This window comes from Sphingobium sp. TomTYG72 (genome assembly GCF_055394715.1).
In genome coordinates this window covers 815,369-831,780 of the sequence record NZ_AP027337.1, presented here as the reverse complement: position 1 = coordinate 831,780, position 16,412 = coordinate 815,369, and the positions used below count along the sequence as shown (strand labels likewise).

Annotated in this window: 10 protein-coding genes; 7 read left to right on the top strand and 3 right to left on the bottom strand. The window is 63.3% G+C overall.

The features are described 5' to 3' along the window. Positions 1 to 137 precede the first annotated feature (137 nt). Positions 138 to 923, bottom strand: coding sequence for a TetR/AcrR family transcriptional regulator (locus ACZ5U1_RS17105; RefSeq protein ID WP_464780334.1), 786 nt, complete (start codon positions 921 to 923; stop codon positions 138 to 140). Between ACZ5U1_RS17105 and ACZ5U1_RS17100 the strand changes: the two genes are divergently transcribed. Genes ACZ5U1_RS17100 through ACZ5U1_RS17090 form a run of 3 tightly spaced genes read left to right on the top strand, consistent with a single transcriptional unit; the run spans position 845 to position 6,512 of the window. Further along, complete coding sequence (locus ACZ5U1_RS17100; protein WP_464780333.1) at positions 845 to 2,353, top strand: efflux transporter outer membrane subunit; 1,509 nt, start codon at positions 845 to 847, stop codon at positions 2,351 to 2,353. The genes ACZ5U1_RS17105 and ACZ5U1_RS17100 overlap by 79 nt on opposite strands. After that, positions 2,350 to 3,429 carry an efflux RND transporter periplasmic adaptor subunit gene (locus tag ACZ5U1_RS17095; RefSeq protein ID WP_464780332.1) on the top strand — a complete coding sequence of 360 codons (1,080 nt, stop codon included), beginning with the start codon at positions 2,350 to 2,352 and terminating at the stop codon, positions 3,427 to 3,429. Before ACZ5U1_RS17100 ends, ACZ5U1_RS17095 begins: the two co-directional genes overlap by 4 nt. A gap of 2 nt (positions 3,430 to 3,431) precedes the next feature. Beyond that, positions 3,432 to 6,512: an efflux RND transporter permease subunit gene (locus ACZ5U1_RS17090; protein ID WP_464780331.1), complete on the top strand. Its 3,081-nt coding sequence runs from the start codon at positions 3,432 to 3,434 to the stop codon at positions 6,510 to 6,512. A 201-nt stretch (positions 6,513 to 6,713) separates the two neighbouring features. Here ACZ5U1_RS17090 and ACZ5U1_RS17085 read toward each other — a convergent pair whose 3' ends face one another. Both ACZ5U1_RS17085 and ACZ5U1_RS17080 read right to left on the bottom strand, forming a co-directional pair. Then, the gene (locus ACZ5U1_RS17085) at positions 6,714 to 7,001 is read right to left on the bottom strand and encodes a hypothetical protein (protein ID WP_464780330.1); all 288 of its coding nucleotides are present in this window, start codon (positions 6,999 to 7,001) and stop codon (positions 6,714 to 6,716) included. 60 nt (positions 7,002 to 7,061) lie between these two features. Continuing rightward, positions 7,062 to 7,712, bottom strand: a complete 651-nt coding sequence (locus ACZ5U1_RS17080; protein WP_464780329.1) for a TetR/AcrR family transcriptional regulator — start codon at positions 7,710 to 7,712, stop codon at positions 7,062 to 7,064. Between the two features lie 155 nt (positions 7,713 to 7,867). On the opposite strand from ACZ5U1_RS17080, the gene ACZ5U1_RS17075 reads away from it, so the two are divergent. The 4 genes from ACZ5U1_RS17075 to ACZ5U1_RS17060 are packed head-to-tail and all read left to right on the top strand — an operon-like array spanning position 7,868 to position 16,406. After that, positions 7,868 to 10,087, top strand: a complete 2,220-nt coding sequence (locus tag ACZ5U1_RS17075; RefSeq protein WP_464780328.1) for a glycoside hydrolase family 3 C-terminal domain-containing protein — start codon at positions 7,868 to 7,870, stop codon at positions 10,085 to 10,087. A 3-nt stretch (positions 10,088 to 10,090) separates the two neighbouring features. Continuing rightward, entirely contained in the window at positions 10,091 to 12,961 is a 2,871-nt protein-coding gene (locus ACZ5U1_RS17070) for a glycosyl hydrolase (protein ID WP_464780327.1), read from the top strand. Then, positions 12,958 to 13,965 (top strand): alpha/beta hydrolase, encoded by a 1,008-nt coding sequence (locus tag ACZ5U1_RS17065; protein ID WP_464780326.1) that lies wholly within the window; start codon positions 12,958 to 12,960, stop codon positions 13,963 to 13,965. Before ACZ5U1_RS17070 ends, ACZ5U1_RS17065 begins: the two co-directional genes overlap by 4 nt. After that, the gene (locus tag ACZ5U1_RS17060; protein ID WP_464780325.1) at positions 13,962 to 16,406 is read left to right on the top strand and encodes an alpha-L-rhamnosidase-related protein; all 2,445 of its coding nucleotides are present in this window, start codon (positions 13,962 to 13,964) and stop codon (positions 16,404 to 16,406) included. Before ACZ5U1_RS17065 ends, ACZ5U1_RS17060 begins: the two co-directional genes overlap by 4 nt. Positions 16,407 to 16,412 lie beyond the last annotated feature (6 nt).

Here is a 16,412-nt window from a genome sequence, read left to right as displayed (position 1 = left end):
GCCGTTTCCTGCACTATATTCGAGTGGACAACGCTGGCAACGCTTTTCTGAACGTCGACGTACGAAATGAACCGGATGAGCAAAATTGCTTCGCCGGTTCGTTGAGCCGAGCGGGAAGGGTGATGCTAAACCATACTTCAACAGCTCTGCGTTGGCGCCAAGATGCCGCCGCAAAACAAGCCGGTCAAACGGCGCGCATGAGCATTGAGATGGGTCGGATCGATGCTGTTTTCGGCCTCGCCCTGAAAAAAGCGGCGATGAGATTCGGAGAGGATGAGGCTGGTGAGAGACTCGGCCGCGAAAGCCACATCCTGATCGGGGATGGTGCCCTGGTCGATCTGCGATTGTAGAAATGCGATCATGGGATCGAGATAACGGCGCACGACGACCTGTTCGATATGAGGGCGGGCTTCTTCCATGAAGGATGGGTTCAACATCAACAGGCGGCGCATACCGGTGGCATAGGGTTCGCACACTTCGGCAAGGCAGGCCTCAACGAATGCGAGCAGGCTTTCGCGCCAGTCGGGGCGGGGAGGGACGGTCATCGGTTCGAGGCCATAATTCAGCATTTGCCGCACTACTGCGGCGAACAGCGCGGATTTGTTGGGATAATGGGCGTAGACGGTTTTCCGCGACAGACCGGATGCGGCGATGATCGAATTCATCGTGAGGTTCGGCCCATGTTCGACGAGCAGCTGCATCGCGGTGTCGACCAGGCGCTGCTCGACGTCGCCGCTTTCTTCGCGGCGGGGGCGGCCGGGGCGGCGGATGGGGGGAGTGGAAGTCATGAAGGAAAGCATTGGCAAAAAAAGCTTCGGTTGAAAATAAACAATCTTGTTTCTTTTTGTCGCGGCGCTATCCGTGTCGCTGTCGATCAAGGTTGGAGTCATTCCGCTTGCCGCTTTCTGGCCCGCGCCGTTCATCACTTCTGTTCTGTGCGCTGCTGTGTGGTTGCGCACCGTCGATCGAACTCGCGCGCCCCAGGATCGCGTTGCCCGAGCGGTTTGAAGCGGCACCCGCCCCGGCGGCCGAGGAAAGGCTGGACCGGTGGTGGAGCCGCTTCAACGATCCGCAACTTTCCGCATTTGTGGAACAGGCGCTCGCGCAGAACACCGACGCTCGTTCAGCCTATTTCCGGCTGCGCGAGGCTCGCGCGATTCGTGACCAGTCGCTGTCCCAGCGCATGCCGACGGGCGCCGTCAGCGGATCGGCCAAGATACAGGATGGCCGCCAGCTGTCGGGAACCGATCTGTTCGGGTCCACCGCGCGCAGTGACAGCCAGTCGCTGGCCTTCAGCCCCAGCTGGGAACTGGACCTGTTCGGCAGGCTGGGCGCGATCGGACAAGGGGCGCGGGCGACCTATGTGGCGGCTGCCTATGATTATCATGCTGCCCGGTTGAGCCTAGCCGCCGATGTTGCGAGCGCGCTGTTCGAGGCGCGAGGATTGGCAGTGCAACGCGACGACGCGCAGGAGGGGCTGCGCATTGCGAGAGAATTGGAGCGAGCCTCGCAGCTCGGCCGCGATCGCGGGCTGGTAGCGGCTTCGGAAACGGCTCGACTGGAAGGTGATGCGGCGACAGCGCAGGCAGAGCTGACGCGGATCGAGACGGCGCTGCGAAACGCCAAGCGGTCCTTGCTGGTCCTGATCGGAACGCCGGACGCCCCGACCGATAGCCTGCCGATAGAGGCACGGCTCGACACGGCGCCGCCGGTGCCGCCGCTGCTGCCCGCGTCGCTGCTGACGCGGCGGCCGGATATATTGGCTGCCGAGGCGCGGGTCGCGGCAGCGACGAGCGCCGTCAAGGTCGACAGGCTGGCGCTGTTCCCTCGTTTCACGCTTCAAGGCAATGGCAGCATCAACCGCACGTCCGGGGTGGCGGGCGGCGTTTCCAGCCTCTGGTCCATCGCTGCCGGATTGAGCCTGCCGGTCCTGGACCGCACCCGACTGATGGCGCAGCTGCGCGCGACGGAGGCGCAGGGCGAACGCGCCGTGGTGAGCTATGAGGCAGCAGTGCAGGCAGCCTTCCGAGATGCGGACATCGCTCTGGCACTGGTCGCTGCCGATCGGGTGCGGCTCGCCGACCTTAGTCTTGCCGAGGAACGGGCACGCTTTGCGTTTGACGCGGGGCGCAAGGGCTATGGCGCGGGGCTGATCGACCTTACCACGCTGATTCAGTCGGAACAGACATGGCGCGCCGCGCGCCGTGCCCTTACCAATGCGCGGACACAGGCGCTGGGCAATGCCGTTGGCGCCTTCCGTGCTTTAGGCGGCGGATGGAGCCCGGACGATCCCGCGACGGCGCCTGAACAGCCGCCGGTCGCCCTGCCTATTCAATCCAAGGAAATGCCGTGACCTTCAAGCCGCATCCCTTTGCCATGGCGCTTCCCCTCGTCCTGCTGCTTGCTGCCTGCGGTGGGGGCAAGGAAGCGGCGAAGGAGCCACCGCCGCCGACCGTGACGGTGGCCATGGTCGATCATCGGGCGCTGGCAGGAGGCCTTAGCGCCTCGGGCCGACTGATCCCGCGCGAGGAAGTTGCAGTCGCGCCTGAGCTTTCGGGCTATCGCATCGCCCGCGTGCTGGTGGAAGAAGACGCCAGAGTAGGCGCGGGACAGGTATTGGCGGTGCTGGACGATACGCTGCTGCGTTCGCAGATCGATCAGGCGCGCGCGCAGTTGAGCCAGCAACAGGTCGCCTATGAGCGGGCTCGCATGGACGCGGGCCGGGTGGCGGGGCTCGACAATCAGGGCGTGCTGTCGCAGGAGGCGATCGACCAGCGGCGCATCGCCGCACGATCGGCGCAGGCCGCAGTGGGCGTGGCGAAGGCGCAGCTTGACGACCTGCTGACCCGCCAGAGCCGGTTGATCATCCGATCGCCCGTGGCGGGCCGTGTGCTCCAGCGATCCGCGCGGCCGGGCGAGCCGTCCGCATCGGGCACGGTGCTGTTCACCATTGCGCGCGACGATCTGGTCGAATTGGACGCCGAAGTTGCGGAAGCAGCCATGGGAACGCTGTCCATCGGCGATCCCGCTACGGTCACATTGGCGTCGGGCACCAGGCTGTCGGGCAAGATCAGGCTGCTGGGCGCGCGCGTCGATAATCAGACAGGGCTTTCACGCGCGCGCATCGCTTTGCCGGTGAACCCGCAATTGCGGCCCGGCGGATTTGCCAAGGCGGAGTTCGTCAAAGCCAGCGGCACCGTGTTGGCCGCGCCTGAAGCCGCCGTGCATTATGATGCCGACGGCGCCTATATGCTGTTGCTCGACAAGTCCGACCGGGTTCATCGCGCTTCGGTGCGGACAGGGCGGCGCGCGGGTGGCATGGTCGAGATAGTGAGCGGCGCGAAGCCCGGCGTGCGAGCCGTGTTGGGCGGCGGGGCTTTCCTGCTGGAGGGTGACCGGGTGCGGATTGCCGCTGGCAGGGGCAAATAACCATGCGCATTTCCGCCTGGGCCATCCGCAATCCGATTCCGGTTGTTTCGCTGTTCATCCTGCTGACGATCGCGGGGATCGTGGCGTATATCGGCCTGCCCATAAAGCAGTTCCCCAACGTCAATTTCCCTGTCGTCAGCGTGACGGTGACGCAAAATGGGGCGGCGCCCAGCGAAGTCGAAAACCAGATCACCCGGCCGATCGAAAATGCGCTGAGCAGCGTGGCCGGGGTCAAGCATATCAGTTCGACGGCCGTGCTGGGATCGTCCACGACGACGGTCGAGTTCGAACTGCACAGCGACATGCAGAAGGCGACGGACGATGTCCGTACCGCCGTGGAGCGCGCGCGCATCGATTTGCCGCCGGGGATCGACCCGCCGCTGGTGCAGCGTCTGGACATCGATGCCGCACCCATTCTGACCTACGCGGTCAGCGCGCCCGCGATGGGCAACACGGAATTGTCGCGCTTCGTCGACAAGGTGGTCACGCGCGCATTGCAGGCCCAGCAAGGCGTGGCGCAGGTTCACCGCATCGGCGGTGCGGATCGGGAAATCAACGTCGTGCTGGATGCGCAGCGCATGGCGGCACTGGGCGTGACAGCGCCGCAGGTGAACAACGCGCTCGCCGCGTTTCATAGCGACGATCCGGGTGGCCGTGCCGATGTGGGCGCGGTCGAACAGACGATCCGTGTCCTTGGGTCATCCATCACCATCGACAGGTTGCGTGATCTGGCGATCCCGGTTCAGGGGCGTTATGTCCGCTTGGGCGACATTGCCGAGATTGGCGATGGCGCGGCCGAACAGCGGGGTTTTGCGCGGTTGGACGGCAGGCCCGTGACCGCGATCCAGATCAGCAAGACGCGCGAAGCGAGCGACATCAGTGTCGAGGACCGGGCGGTCAAGGCGATAGCCCAGCTTCAGGCCGAGCATCCGGGCGTCACCTTCACCAAGCTGGTGTCCACGGTGGATTCGACGCGGCGGACCTTTGCATCGACCCAGCATGTGTTGATCGAGGGCATCTTTCTGGCGGTAATCGTCGTCTATCTGTTCCTGCGCAACTGGCGTGCGACGATCATCGCGGCGGTGGCCATGCCGCTATCCCTGATCCCCACTTTCGTCCTGATGTCAGCCATGGGGTTCAGCCTCAACAGCATCACGCTGCTGGCGCTGACATTGGTGATCGGCATCCTGGTCGATGACGCGATCGTGGAGGTCGAGAATATCGAGAAGCGTATCGAGACCGGCGAAACACCGTATCGCGCCGCGCTGATCGGCGCGGATGCCATCGGTCTGGCCGTGATCGCAACGACTGCGACGATCATTGCCGTGTTCGCGCCCGTGTCACTGATCCCAGGGCAGGCGGGACAATTTTTCCGCGAGTTCGGTTTGACCGTGGCCGTCGCCGTGCTCTTCTCGCTGGTCGTGGCGCGTTTGCTGACGCCGCTGATGGCGGCCTATTTTCTCGTGCCGCTCAAGGATCGGGTGCATCGGGAAAAGCGGCCGGTGAATCCGATTTACGGCCGCATATTGGATTGGGCCTTGGCCCACCGATGGATGACGATGGCGATCGGTGGCGGGATTTTCCTTCTGTCGCTCCTGCTGGCGAGCCTTACCCCGGTGGGATTTCAGCCGGTCGGCAATCCGGGCTATCTCTATATCGCGGTGCAGGGTCCGCCCGGCGCGACGCGTGACGACATGGCGCGGGCAGTGAACGACGCCACCCGCATGCTTTCGGCAGAGCCCGCAGTGGAACGGGTCTTTGCCCAGGTAGGATCAACGTCCGGCGGCTTCAGCGCGGGCGACGACATGCGCACGGGCACGCTGACCGTGGTATTGAAACATGATCGCGACGTCACGACGGATGAGTTCCGCCAGATCATAAGGCCGAAATTGCGGGATATTCCAGACGTGCGCCTGTCCAATCAGGGCACGTTCGGTTCGGCTGGCGTCAACATCGTGCTGGCCGGGGAGGACGGGCAGGCGCTGGAACGGACGCAAATCGAACTGTTGCGGCAGATGCGCAACGTGCGGTCGATTTCCGACCCCCGCCCGGCGCCGCCGCCCGCAGGCCCGGAGTTGATCGTGACGCCCCGGCCGGAGGAAGCCTCGCGCCTCAACGTCGATAGCCGGACGCTGGCCCAGGTGCTGCGCATCGCGACTATCGGCGACATCGACGCCAGCGTGGCGAAATATTCGGATGGCGACGAGCGCGTGCCGATCCGCGTCCGCCTGCCAGAAGGATCGCGTCAGGATCTGGAGACGATCGCGAACCTTCGCGTGCCGACCATCGATGGGCAGACGACGCCCTTGTCGGCGGTCGCGGATATTCGGTTCAAGGCGGGACCGGGCAAGATCGTGCGTTATGACCGGGAGCGGCGCGTGTCGGTGGAGGCGGATCTGATCGCCGGGCGGACATTGGGTCAGGCTTTGCAGGAAGTGAACGCATTGCCGGTCATGCGTAACCTGCCCAACGGGGTCCAGGAAGCGAAGACGGGCGATTCAGAAGCGATGTCCGAGCTGTTTGGCGGCTTCATGCTGGCGATCGTGGGGGGTATCGGGCTGACCTTTTCGGTGCTGGTGCTGTTGTTCAAGGGCTTCTTCAAACCGGTGGTCATTCTGGCCGCGCTTCCGCTGTCGCTGCTGGGTGCCTTTGCCGCGCTGACGCTGTTCGGCAAGACGCTGGATCTGCCCGCGATGATCGGCCTGCTGATGCTGCTTGGTCTATGCGCGAAGAATTCGATCCTGCTGGTGGAATTCGCGATCGAAGAGGAGCGGGCGGGCACGCCGATGACGGAGGCGCTGCGCAACGCATGCCGTGAACGGGCGCGGCCGATCGTCATGACGACGGTGGCGATGGCGGCGGGCATGCTGCCGACCGCGTTGGGCATTGGCGAAGGCGCGGAATTTCGTCAGCCGATGGCGCTGGCGGTGATCGGCGGCCTCATCACCTCAACGGCGTTGTCGCTGATCTTCGTGCCGGTGATCTATGAGATCGTCGAAAGCATCGAAAGGTGGATCACGCCAAGGGCGGCGCGTCTGGTGACGCCGCGTCAACCGGGAGATGACGATCCGTTTCCCATATGATGGGAGTGTTGACAGGCGCTCGCCGGTCGCTTGACTTATCGAACATGCATGTTCAATTAGATGCGCCTTTCAGGCACTCTCCTACACCTACCTGGGCCGGCCACAAACCGGCCCTTTCTTTTATGAGGCGGTAGGGGTGCCCAACAGAAAAAGGGCGCTTGCGCGCCCCTTTTCCCTCAATAAAGCCTGAGCTTTTTGTCGTTAGGGCAGCTTGGCCAGATCGGCGTCGATCGCCGCCAGACGGGCGTCGGTGACATCATCAGGCGCATATTGCTGAATTGACTTCAGCGTCATGGCGCGGGCCATGTCCACCTGATCATTGCTGGTCATGCCGGGAATGTACTTCTCGATAATCGCCTTGGCAGCGGGGTTGTCGAGCAGGACGCCCAGTTCGGTGTCGGCCGAGGTGTACTTGGCGGTAGCAGCAGTTTCCGCCAGCGCCGGAGTGGCGAGCGACAGGGCAGCGGCAGCAAGAATCAAAAATCGCATGGAACAGGATCCTCCGTTTGTAATATTTTCTATATCGCACGATATCGTGCTAAATTCAAGTCACCAGCTTTTGCGGGCGGCCATCAAAAGATCGACGGTTTTCCGGGCGGCGCCCAACAGTTCGGCTTCGACGATCGGACCCGCGCTGCTTTCCTGCAATTCCCAGCCGGTGATGGCGGCTACAAGCTGTCGAGCGATCGCGGACGGATCGCGGGCAGGAATGCCGTCGCGCGCGGCAGCCTGGCTGATGTCGTCGCTGATAAGGCGCACGATGTAGAGATAGCCTGCTTCATACATGGCGCGGGCGAGTTCGGGGAAGCGTTCACGATTGGCGAGCGTCAGGACCTGGAACGCGTGCACTTCCTGCTGAAGCAGCGATCGCGCGATCACTTGCGCGTGATGGTGGAGGCGTTCGGCAATGTCATCGGTCAGCAGATGATCCTGGCTTGCCGACATAAGCGACCATTGCTTGACGCGATCATGGATGACGGTCGTGAACAACGCTTCCTTCGAGGGATAGCGGGCGTACAGCGTGCCTTTGGAAACGCCGGTGGCCGCAGCGATATTTTCCATCGCCACGCCGTCATAACCCAGTTCCAGGAACATCCGGGTGGCGGTGGCCAGGATAGCACGATCGATCGCGGCGACCTGTTTCGCGTCGGGTCGGCCGCGTTTTGGGGTGAATGCTTTCTCGGTCTTCGTGGCTGGCATGACCGCATCTCTGACTCAAGCCATGGGCGGAAGCAATGGCCTTCTGAAATAAATCGAACGACACCGATCGAATATTGACGTGTGCGCTCCTGGAACGTAAGAATGTAAACTGCCGACAATCGGAAAATGTCCCCCCAGCGGAGAGGCTGCACATCATGAAGAATTCCTCATCCATCCTGTTGCTTGCCGCCGCCGGGACGATGTTGACGCCGGTCGCGGGATATGCCCGCGATACCCAGAAGTCACCTGAGCGCAGGGCGGCTGAGACCCTGTCGAAAATGACGGGTGAAGAGAAGATCCGGCTCATCCACGGACCCATGACTGGCCTCGTCCCTGCGTCGAAGCGGCCGCAGGGAGTACCCGTCAGCGCGGGATATATCGAAGGCGTAGAGCATCTCGGCGTTCCTACGCTGGTGGAAAGCGACGCAAGCCTTGGCGTGTCCAACCTGATGGAAATGCGCAAGGGCGATGTGGCGACGGCATTGCCCTCAGGGCTTTCGCTTGCGTCCACATGGGACCCGGAAATCGCCCATGCGGGCGGTGCAATGATTGGTGCAGAGGCGCGGGCCAAGGGTTTCAACGTGATGCTGGTGGGCGGCGTCAATCTGGTGCGCGACCCGCGCGCTGGCCGCAATTTCGAATATCTGGGCGAAGATCCGCTGCTGGCGGGCGAACTGGTCGGAAGTCAGATCAGCGGTGTGCAGTCCAATGACATCATCGGCACGATCAAGCATTTCGCGCTCAACAATCAGGAAACCGGTCGCAACATCGCATCGGTGAACATGGATGAGCAGGCGATGCGCGAGAGCGATCTGCTGGCTTTCCAGATCGGCATGGAACGCGGCAAGCCGGGGTCCGTGATGTGCGGCTATAACCGCGTCGATGGAAAATACGCCTGCGAGAATCCTTTCCTGCTGAACGACGTGCTGCGGCGCGATTGGGGCTTCAAGGGCTATGTGATGTCGGACTGGGGCGCAGTGCATTCGACCGAAGCCATCATCGCAGGCCTTGATCAGCAATCAGGCGAGCAGATCGACGGCAAGCGCTATTTTTCCGACCTGATGGTGGAAGCGGTCAAGGCGGGGAAGGTGCCGCAGTCGGCGGTCGACAAGGCGGCCGGACGCGTGCTCTACGCCATCTATGCCCATGGCGTTGCCGACAAGCCGCTACAGCCGGGCCAGCCGATAGACTATGACGCCAACGGCGACATCGCGCAGCGTGCGGCGGAGCAGGGCATCGTCCTGCTCCGCAATGAGGGTGGCATCCTGCCGCTGGCCGCTTCGGCGAAGACGATCCTGGTGGTCGGAGGCAATGCCGATGTTGGCGTGCCGAGCGGCGGCGGGTCGAGCCAGGTCAATCCCGTCGGCGGGCTGAAGCGCGTTTCCAAGGGCGCGGAAAGCGGCCCCGCTGCTGGCTTTGCCCGTCGCGGCTATGGCGGCACGGCGCCGCTCGATGCGCTGCGCGCAGAGTTTCCGAATGCGACTGTCAGCTATCTGGACGGCAAGGATGTGCCAGCCGCTGTCCAGGCAGCGAAGTCTGCCGACATCGTTGTCCTTTTCGCGGAGAAATACGCGACCGAGGCGGCCGACCACAAGGACCTGTCGCTGGGCGAGGGGCAGGACGACCTGATCGACGCCGTGGCGAGCGTGAACGGAAAGACCGTCGTCGTACTGGAAACCGGCAACCCCGTCCTGATGCCCTGGCAGGCCAAGGTCCCGGCCATCCTGTCGGCATGGTATGGTGGCCAGCGTGGCGGCGCTGCCATTGCGCGGGTTTTGACCGGAAAGGTCAACCCGTCCGGTCACCTGCCCGTCACTTTTCCGGCCTCCGTCGATCAGTTGCCCAATCCAGTGCTTCCCGGCTCCGACGCGCCGCCAGCAGATAAGGAAACGCGCGCCGTCTATGGTCTTCAGGCGGGTTTGAAGCCGTTCGACATCGTCTATCCGGAAGGATCGGACGCCGGTTATCGCTGGTTCGACAAGAAGGGGCTGAAGCCGCTTTACCCCTTCGGCTACGGTCTTAGCTACACCCAGTTCCGCTATGAAGGGCTGAAGGTCACGGGCGGGAAGGCGCTGTCTGTCCGCTTCACCGTGGTAAATAGCGGCCAGCGGGAGGGTGCGGACGTGCCGCAGGTCTACGTCACCCGGCCGGGCAAAGCCAAGCGGTTGATCGGGTGGACGAAGCCCAATCTCAAGCCCGGCGAAAGCAAGGAAGTCACGGTTACGGCGGACATGCGCGTGCTCGCGGACTTCGATGCAAAGGCGCAGCGTTGGGTGGTGCCGGCGGGTGACGTCAAGGTAGAGGTGGGCACATCCGCCGCTGATCCGGTGCTGACCGGCACGGCGCGGCTGAACCGTATGATCCGGAGGCCCTGAGCCATGACAGCGAAGCGTTTGATGAAGAACTGCCTGCTGGCGGCAACAGCTATGCTTGCACTTGTCGAGGCTCCGGCTTTTGCAGGTCCGCTGGACGATCATTTCCAGAGTCCGCCCGTCGATGCTCGGCCCCGGCTGCGTTGGTGGTGGCCGGGCGATGCGGTGACGGATCAGGAATTGCAGCGTGAGCTGAAGCTGATGGCGGACACCGGATTTGCCGGTGCGGAGATTCAGTCTTTCACGCCCAATTTCGTGACGCTTACGCCGGACGAGAAAGCGCGTGTCGACCAATATGCCGAGCCGTCCTTCTTCGCCCATGTCCGCGCTGCGGGGGAGGCGGCGAAGGCGTTGGGCCTGACGCTGGACTATACGCTGGGTTCGTCCTGGCCGTCCGGCGGCGGCTTTGCCATCACGCCGGAACTGGCGTTCACCGAACTCGCCATGGCCAGCACCCAGGTCAAGGGCGGGGAGGCTGGTCCGATCAAGCTCAATATCCCCAAGCGCACCAAGCGGCTGGGCGCGCTCAGTATGTTCGATGCGCGCGTCAAGGACCCGAAGGTCGCCGACTGGGGCAAGCGGATGGAGGCTCGGGCGCGCACCGTCGCGGTCGTTGCGGTCAAAGGCAATGCGCCCGTGCTTCAGCCTTCCGCGCCCGGCGCGATGGGCATGACATTGACGCCGTGGCGGGATGTGGTGACGGCAGGCACGCTGGACCCGGCAAGTAGCGTGCTCCTGACCAGCAAGTTGCGTGATGATGGCACGCTCGACTGGACCCCACCGCCCGGCGATTGGCAAATCTTCGTGTTCCGCCAATATGCGTCCGACGTCGGTGTGCTGGGCGCGGCCGGGCAGGGGCCGCAGCTGATACTGGATCATATGAACCCGCAAGCCTTTGCTACGCATGCGGCGCGCGTCGGTGATCCGTTGGGGAATGACCCGGTCGGAATCCGATCGACATTCGTGGACAGTCTGGAATTGATGCAGGATATTCAGTGGGGACCTGAATTGCTGCAACAGTTCAGGAAGCGGCGCGGATATGACCTGACGCCCTATCTGCCCTTCGTTGTCCAGCCCGGTTGGATGCAGGCGTGGAGCGAGCATTGGTCGCCGCCCTATTTCGACACGGCGAACAGCGATGTGGCGGAACGGGTTCGCGCCGACTATCGCCGCACGGTTTCAGACATGATGATCGAGGGGTTCATCCAACCCTTCGTCGCGTGGAACCATGCGCATGGCCTGAAGGCCAAGTTCCAGGCGCATGGCGGCGCTTTCGATACGATCCGGGGATATGGTCTGGTCGATATACCGGAGACCGAAGATCTGCCCGGTTCAGGCGATCCTTTTTTCATGCGGATGGCCCGGTCGGGTGCGCATCTCTATGGGCGTCCAATCGTATCGGCGGAAAGCCTGGCATGGGGGAATCGCCCCTATGATGTGACGCCCGACGAAATGCGGCGGCGGGTCGATGCCTTCATGGCGGGTGGCGTCAACTCCATGATCCTGCATGGTTATAATTACCGCTTCCATGCGGACGATTGGCCCGGCTGGCACGCTTTCCAGCCAAGCCCCTTTGCCGGGGGCTTTTCCAGCATGTTGAACGAGACCAATCCGATCTGGCCCGCGATGAAGCCTTTGGCGGGCTATATCGGCCGCTTGCAGGCCGTCATGCAAGCAGGTGAGGCGGTGGTTCCGGTCGCCTATTTCTATGGCCGCTACGGCTATTATGTCGGCATCGAGGATGACGGCGCGGGCAAACAGGCAGCGGAAAAGGCGTTCCTGGCGGGTGGATATGATTTTGACCGGATCAACCCGGATTCGATCGCTCATGCCCGGATCGAAGGGAAACAGCTCGTTTCGCAGGGTGGCCAGCGCTACCCGGTGCTGGTGTTGCCGCCGATCGATGGCATTCAGGCAGAAACAGCCGAGGCGATCGCGCGTTTTGCGAAGGCGGGACTGCCGGTGTTCTTCACCGATCGGGCGCCGAGCCGGGATGAAGGGCTGGCCCAGGCTCGCCAGCGCGATGCGAGGGTGAAGAAGGCAGTGACCGCCGCGCTGAAATCCGGAGCGAAGATCGTTCCCGCCGCTGGCATGACCGATGCTCTGCGGGCAGCGGCGATTCCGGCCAATCTGCGCTTTTCCGGCGATGCTGCCGATCTTTATTTCGTTCAGCGGAAGATCGAGGGCCGTATCGCGACCTTTGTGTACAACAGAGGAGAGGCCGCACGGCAGGTGACGCTGACGCTGCCCGAAGTGGGCGGCGTGACGCGGTGGAATGCGATGGACGGCACGGTTGCGCCTGTGTCGGCGCGCGTCGCTGGGCAGGGGACGGACGTGCCGATCAGCCTCGCGGCGGGCGAAAGCACGCTGCTGATGCTTGATCCGCAGACGCAGGCTGTGACCGTTCCTGCATCCGCTAGCATGGCCAGCATGACGCTGCCCATGGATGGGTGGCGGCTTCAGGCGATCGGTCATGTCCAGCGCAAGCCCTATAGCCAGGATTTCGCCTCTATCAGTCTGAAGGACTGGCAGCAGGTGCCTGAACTGGCGCGCTTTGCAGGGACGGGAACCTACAGGCGCGCGATCAATGTCGATGCGGGCTGGTTGACCAAGGGAACAAGCGTGATGCTGGATCTGGGCGAAGTGCATGATGTTGCCACGGTGACGGTCAACGGACAAAGCTTGCCCACGCTGTTCAGCGCACCGTTCCGCGTCGATGTGACGAAGCTTGTTCGCGCGGGCAAGAATGACATCAGCGTTGCTGTCGCCAACGTACCCCAGAATGCGATGATCGACCCCAAGGACAAGATCTACAAAAAGCTGAAGCCGGTTCCGGCCGGATGGGTGGGGCCAGCGAAACTGGAGGCGCAACGGTGAGAGGGCGGCGTTTCGCAGCCGCGATCGCATCCTGCCTGCTGATTGCAGCGGCGCCGGTCGTACCTTCTCCGGAAGCAGGATTGAGGTCGGTCAATCCGGAGTTGCGGCCGGTCGCGCGCGGCATCATGCAGGCACAGCGGAGCGGGGCGATATACAAGCCTGCCAAGCTCGGCCCACTGCCCGCAGGGGTCGAGGAGCGTCAGGCACCCGGATCGCGCGGGCATCCGTCGGTGCCGGTCTATGTCGTGAACGCTGGTGCCGAGCAGGGGGCGCCGCGCGGCGCCATCTTCTTTGTTCATGGCGGCGGTTTCATCGGCGGCGATGCGCGAGACAATCTGCCCGCGCTCAAGAGCCTGGCCGAGCGGCTGAACTGCGTGATCGTGTCGGTGCAATATCGGTTGGCGCCGGAGACGCGTTTTCCCGGGCCTCTGGAAGATGCCTATGCGGGTTTGAAATGGCTGCACGGCAATGCCGCCGCGCTGGGCGTCGATCCGGGGCGGATTGTCGTCATGGGTGAAAGCGCGGGTGGCGGCTTGGCTGCCATGCTGACGATTGCGGCGCGTGACAGGGGCGAGGTGCCGGTCGCGTTTCAGGCGCTTATCTACCCTATGCTGGACGATCGGACGGGTTCTTCGCGTCCGGTGCCGCCGCATATCGGCCAGCGGATCTGGACGGCGGAGTGGAACCGGAAGGGCTGGCAGGCACTGCTTGGGCGGCGGCCTGGCGCTGCCACTCAGCCTGAAGGTGCGGTGCCTGCGCGGGTGAAGAACCTCAAGGGGCTTCCGCCGACCTTTATCGGAGTCGGGTCCATCGACCTGTTCGTGAACGAGGATGTGGAGTTTGCCCGCCGCCTGATCGATGCGGATGTCCCTACCGAATTGCTGGTGATACCGGGCGCTTTCCATGGGTTCCAGCTGATCGTGCCGCGCGCGGCCATATCCCAGCAATTCAATGCCGCGCTCGATGCAGCGTTGGCCCGCGCCCTTTCGCCGGAGAAGAAATGATGAGGATGGGCGCATTGCTGGCTGCTTCGCTGATGTTGGGCGCTGCGCCCGCCGCTATCGCTCAGACGGGTGGCGCTGAGGGCTGGATCAGTCATGCGGAGGCGGGGCCAGCGGTGCGCCCGATCGTCCTGCATTTCCGTCGCACGCTCGACCTGCCGGGCAAACCGCGCTCTTATAAGATGCGAGTTACGGCAGATAACCGTTTCATATTATTTGTAAATGGTGTGCGAGTGGCCGCAGGGCCTTCGACGGGCGACATCGCCCATTGGCGCGAGGAGAGCATCGACCTTGCGCCCTATATGAAGCGAGGCGTCAACGTCATCGCGGCGACGGTGTGGAACGGGGTGCAGCCGCTGAAGCTGCCCGCCAATGCCACGCCTGCGCAGGTTTCGGCGGCTCAGGGCAATTCGCTGTTCACCAACACTGCGCCGCTGTTCCAGCAGAGCGTCGCGACCGGGTTTCGCCTGATCGGCGAAGGCGAGGCAGCGGAGCTTTCGACTGACCGGCGGGGGTGGCGGGTGAAGCGGGACCAGGGTCGTGGCTTCGCCAATGGCTGGGGGCAGGTGAAGCGATGGTATTATGTCGCGGGCAACCCTGAGAAGATCGATGCGGCGAAGGCTGATTTCGATGCCGCCGGGCCACAGGAAAAGGGCGAGGGCTGGCAGGACGCTGTTCCCGCTCCCGATGCGGCGAAGCGGACGCTGGTGGCCGACCGGCTGCCCCAACAATCCTATATGTCTGTGGCAGCGGGCAAGGTGGTGCGGACTGACCTGCCTGCCGCCATGGCTTTTCCTGCGCGGGCGGTGACGATTCCGGCCAACAGCAAGGCGACTTTGCTCATTCAGCGCGATGCGATGGTGTCGGCCTATCCTCAGTTGGACGTGTCCGGCGGGAAGGGGGCGGCGATCAAGCTGCTGTGGACCGAGGCGCTATACGATGCGCAGGGCCGCAAGGGCGACCGCAACCTGATCGAGGATCGCAAGCCGATCGGCATATGGGACAGCTTTATCGCTGATGGAGAGAAGCGCAGTTTTGCCCCGCTATGGTGGCGGACATGGCGCTATGCCGAGATCACGGTCGAGACCAAGGATCAGCCGTTGGTGCTGGAGGGGCTGCGCGCGTACGAGACTGGCTATCCGTTCCAACAGGTCGGCAAGTTCGAAAGCGATGATCCTGAACTTGCACGGATTTTCGATATAGGATGGCGCACGGCGCGGGTCGATGCGCATGAAACCTATATGGACACGGCCTATTGGGAACAGTTGCAATATGCGGGCGACACGCGCCTTCAGATGCTGATTTCCTATGCCGTATCGGGGGACCCTCGTCTGGCCGAGCAGGCGATCGATGCCTTCGCTGCATCCGATGTCGATGGCGGGCTTATGGAAGGCGCCTGGCCGACGCGTGGCAATAATGTGATCGCGCCCTTCGCGCTGATGTGGGTCGGCATGCTGGATGACTGGCGATTGCGCCAGCCTGACCCCGCGCCCATCGTCCGCAACATCCGGCGCATGCGCCGGGTTCTGGACTGGTTCGAGACTTACCGGCGCCCCAGCGGCCTGTTGGGTAAAAATCCGCAATGGAACTTCATCGACTGGGTCGGCCAGTCCGCCACCGACCGGACCATCTTTCCTTCCTATGGTAAGACGGACGAAAGCTGCCTGATGAGCGTTAGCTGGCTCGGCGCTCTCCAGCAGGGAGCGGCGATCGAGGCAGCCTTTGGCGACGCCAGGCAGGCGCAGCGTTATGCCGCGCGTGCCGAGACGGTGAAGGCGGCGATCCGCAACCGGTGCTGGGTTCCGGCGCGCGGTCTTTATGCGGATAATCCTGACGGCGACCGATTCAGCCAGCATATGAATGCGCTGGCTGTCCTTTATGATGTTGCGAGCCGCGACGAGGCCGGGGCGATCATTGATCGGATAATGGTGCCGGGCAAAGGCATAGACGCACCGGAAGGGATCACGAGCGTCAGCTATTATTTCTCCTGGTATCTGGCGCAGGCGCTGGTCCATGCGGGCAAGAGCGACCGTTATCTCGACATGCTCAAGACGTGGCGTGATCTGCTGGCGATGCACTATACGACCTGGCCGGAAGAGCGAGACGACGCGGGGCAGGGGGGCAAGGGCCAATCGACACGATCGGACAGCCATGCATGGAGTGCGCACCCGAGCGCCGACCTGCTGGGTATCGTGGCCGGGATTGGGCCTGATGCGCCGGGCTATGCGCGGTTGAAGGTTGAGCCCGCGCTGGGATCGCTCAAGAGCCTGTCCGCAACCGCTGCCACGCCTCAGGGGCCAGTCAGCGTCCGCTACCGAATTTTGGGAAGCACCTTAAATGCCGAGATCACCCGGCCGACAGGGTTGCCGGGGGATTTCTTGTGGAATGGCAAGCGCTATCCGCTGACCCGCGCCACCACCAAGTTGAAGGTGCCGGTGCGCTAGGACGGG

What these genes read in the sequence shown, in the direction of transcription:
- ACZ5U1_RS17090 (WP_464780331.1), top strand. Translation starts at nt 3,432, where the DNA reads ATGCGCATTTCCGCCTGGGCCATCCGCAATCCGATTCCGGTTGTTTCG.
- ACZ5U1_RS17060 (WP_464780325.1), top strand. Translation starts at nt 13,962, where the DNA reads ATGATGAGGATGGGCGCATTGCTGGCTGCTTCGCTGATGTTGGGCGCT.
- ACZ5U1_RS17080 (WP_464780329.1), bottom strand. Translation starts at nt 7,712, where the DNA reads ATGCCAGCCACGAAGACCGAGAAAGCATTCACCCCAAAACGCGGCCGA.
- ACZ5U1_RS17075 (WP_464780328.1), top strand. Translation starts at nt 7,868, where the DNA reads ATGAAGAATTCCTCATCCATCCTGTTGCTTGCCGCCGCCGGGACGATG.
- ACZ5U1_RS17070 (WP_464780327.1), top strand. Translation starts at nt 10,091, where the DNA reads ATGACAGCGAAGCGTTTGATGAAGAACTGCCTGCTGGCGGCAACAGCT.
- ACZ5U1_RS17105 (WP_464780334.1), bottom strand. Translation starts at nt 923, where the DNA reads ATGAACGGCGCGGGCCAGAAAGCGGCAAGCGGAATGACTCCAACCTTG.
- ACZ5U1_RS17085 (WP_464780330.1), bottom strand. Translation starts at nt 7,001, where the DNA reads ATGCGATTTTTGATTCTTGCTGCCGCTGCCCTGTCGCTCGCCACTCCG.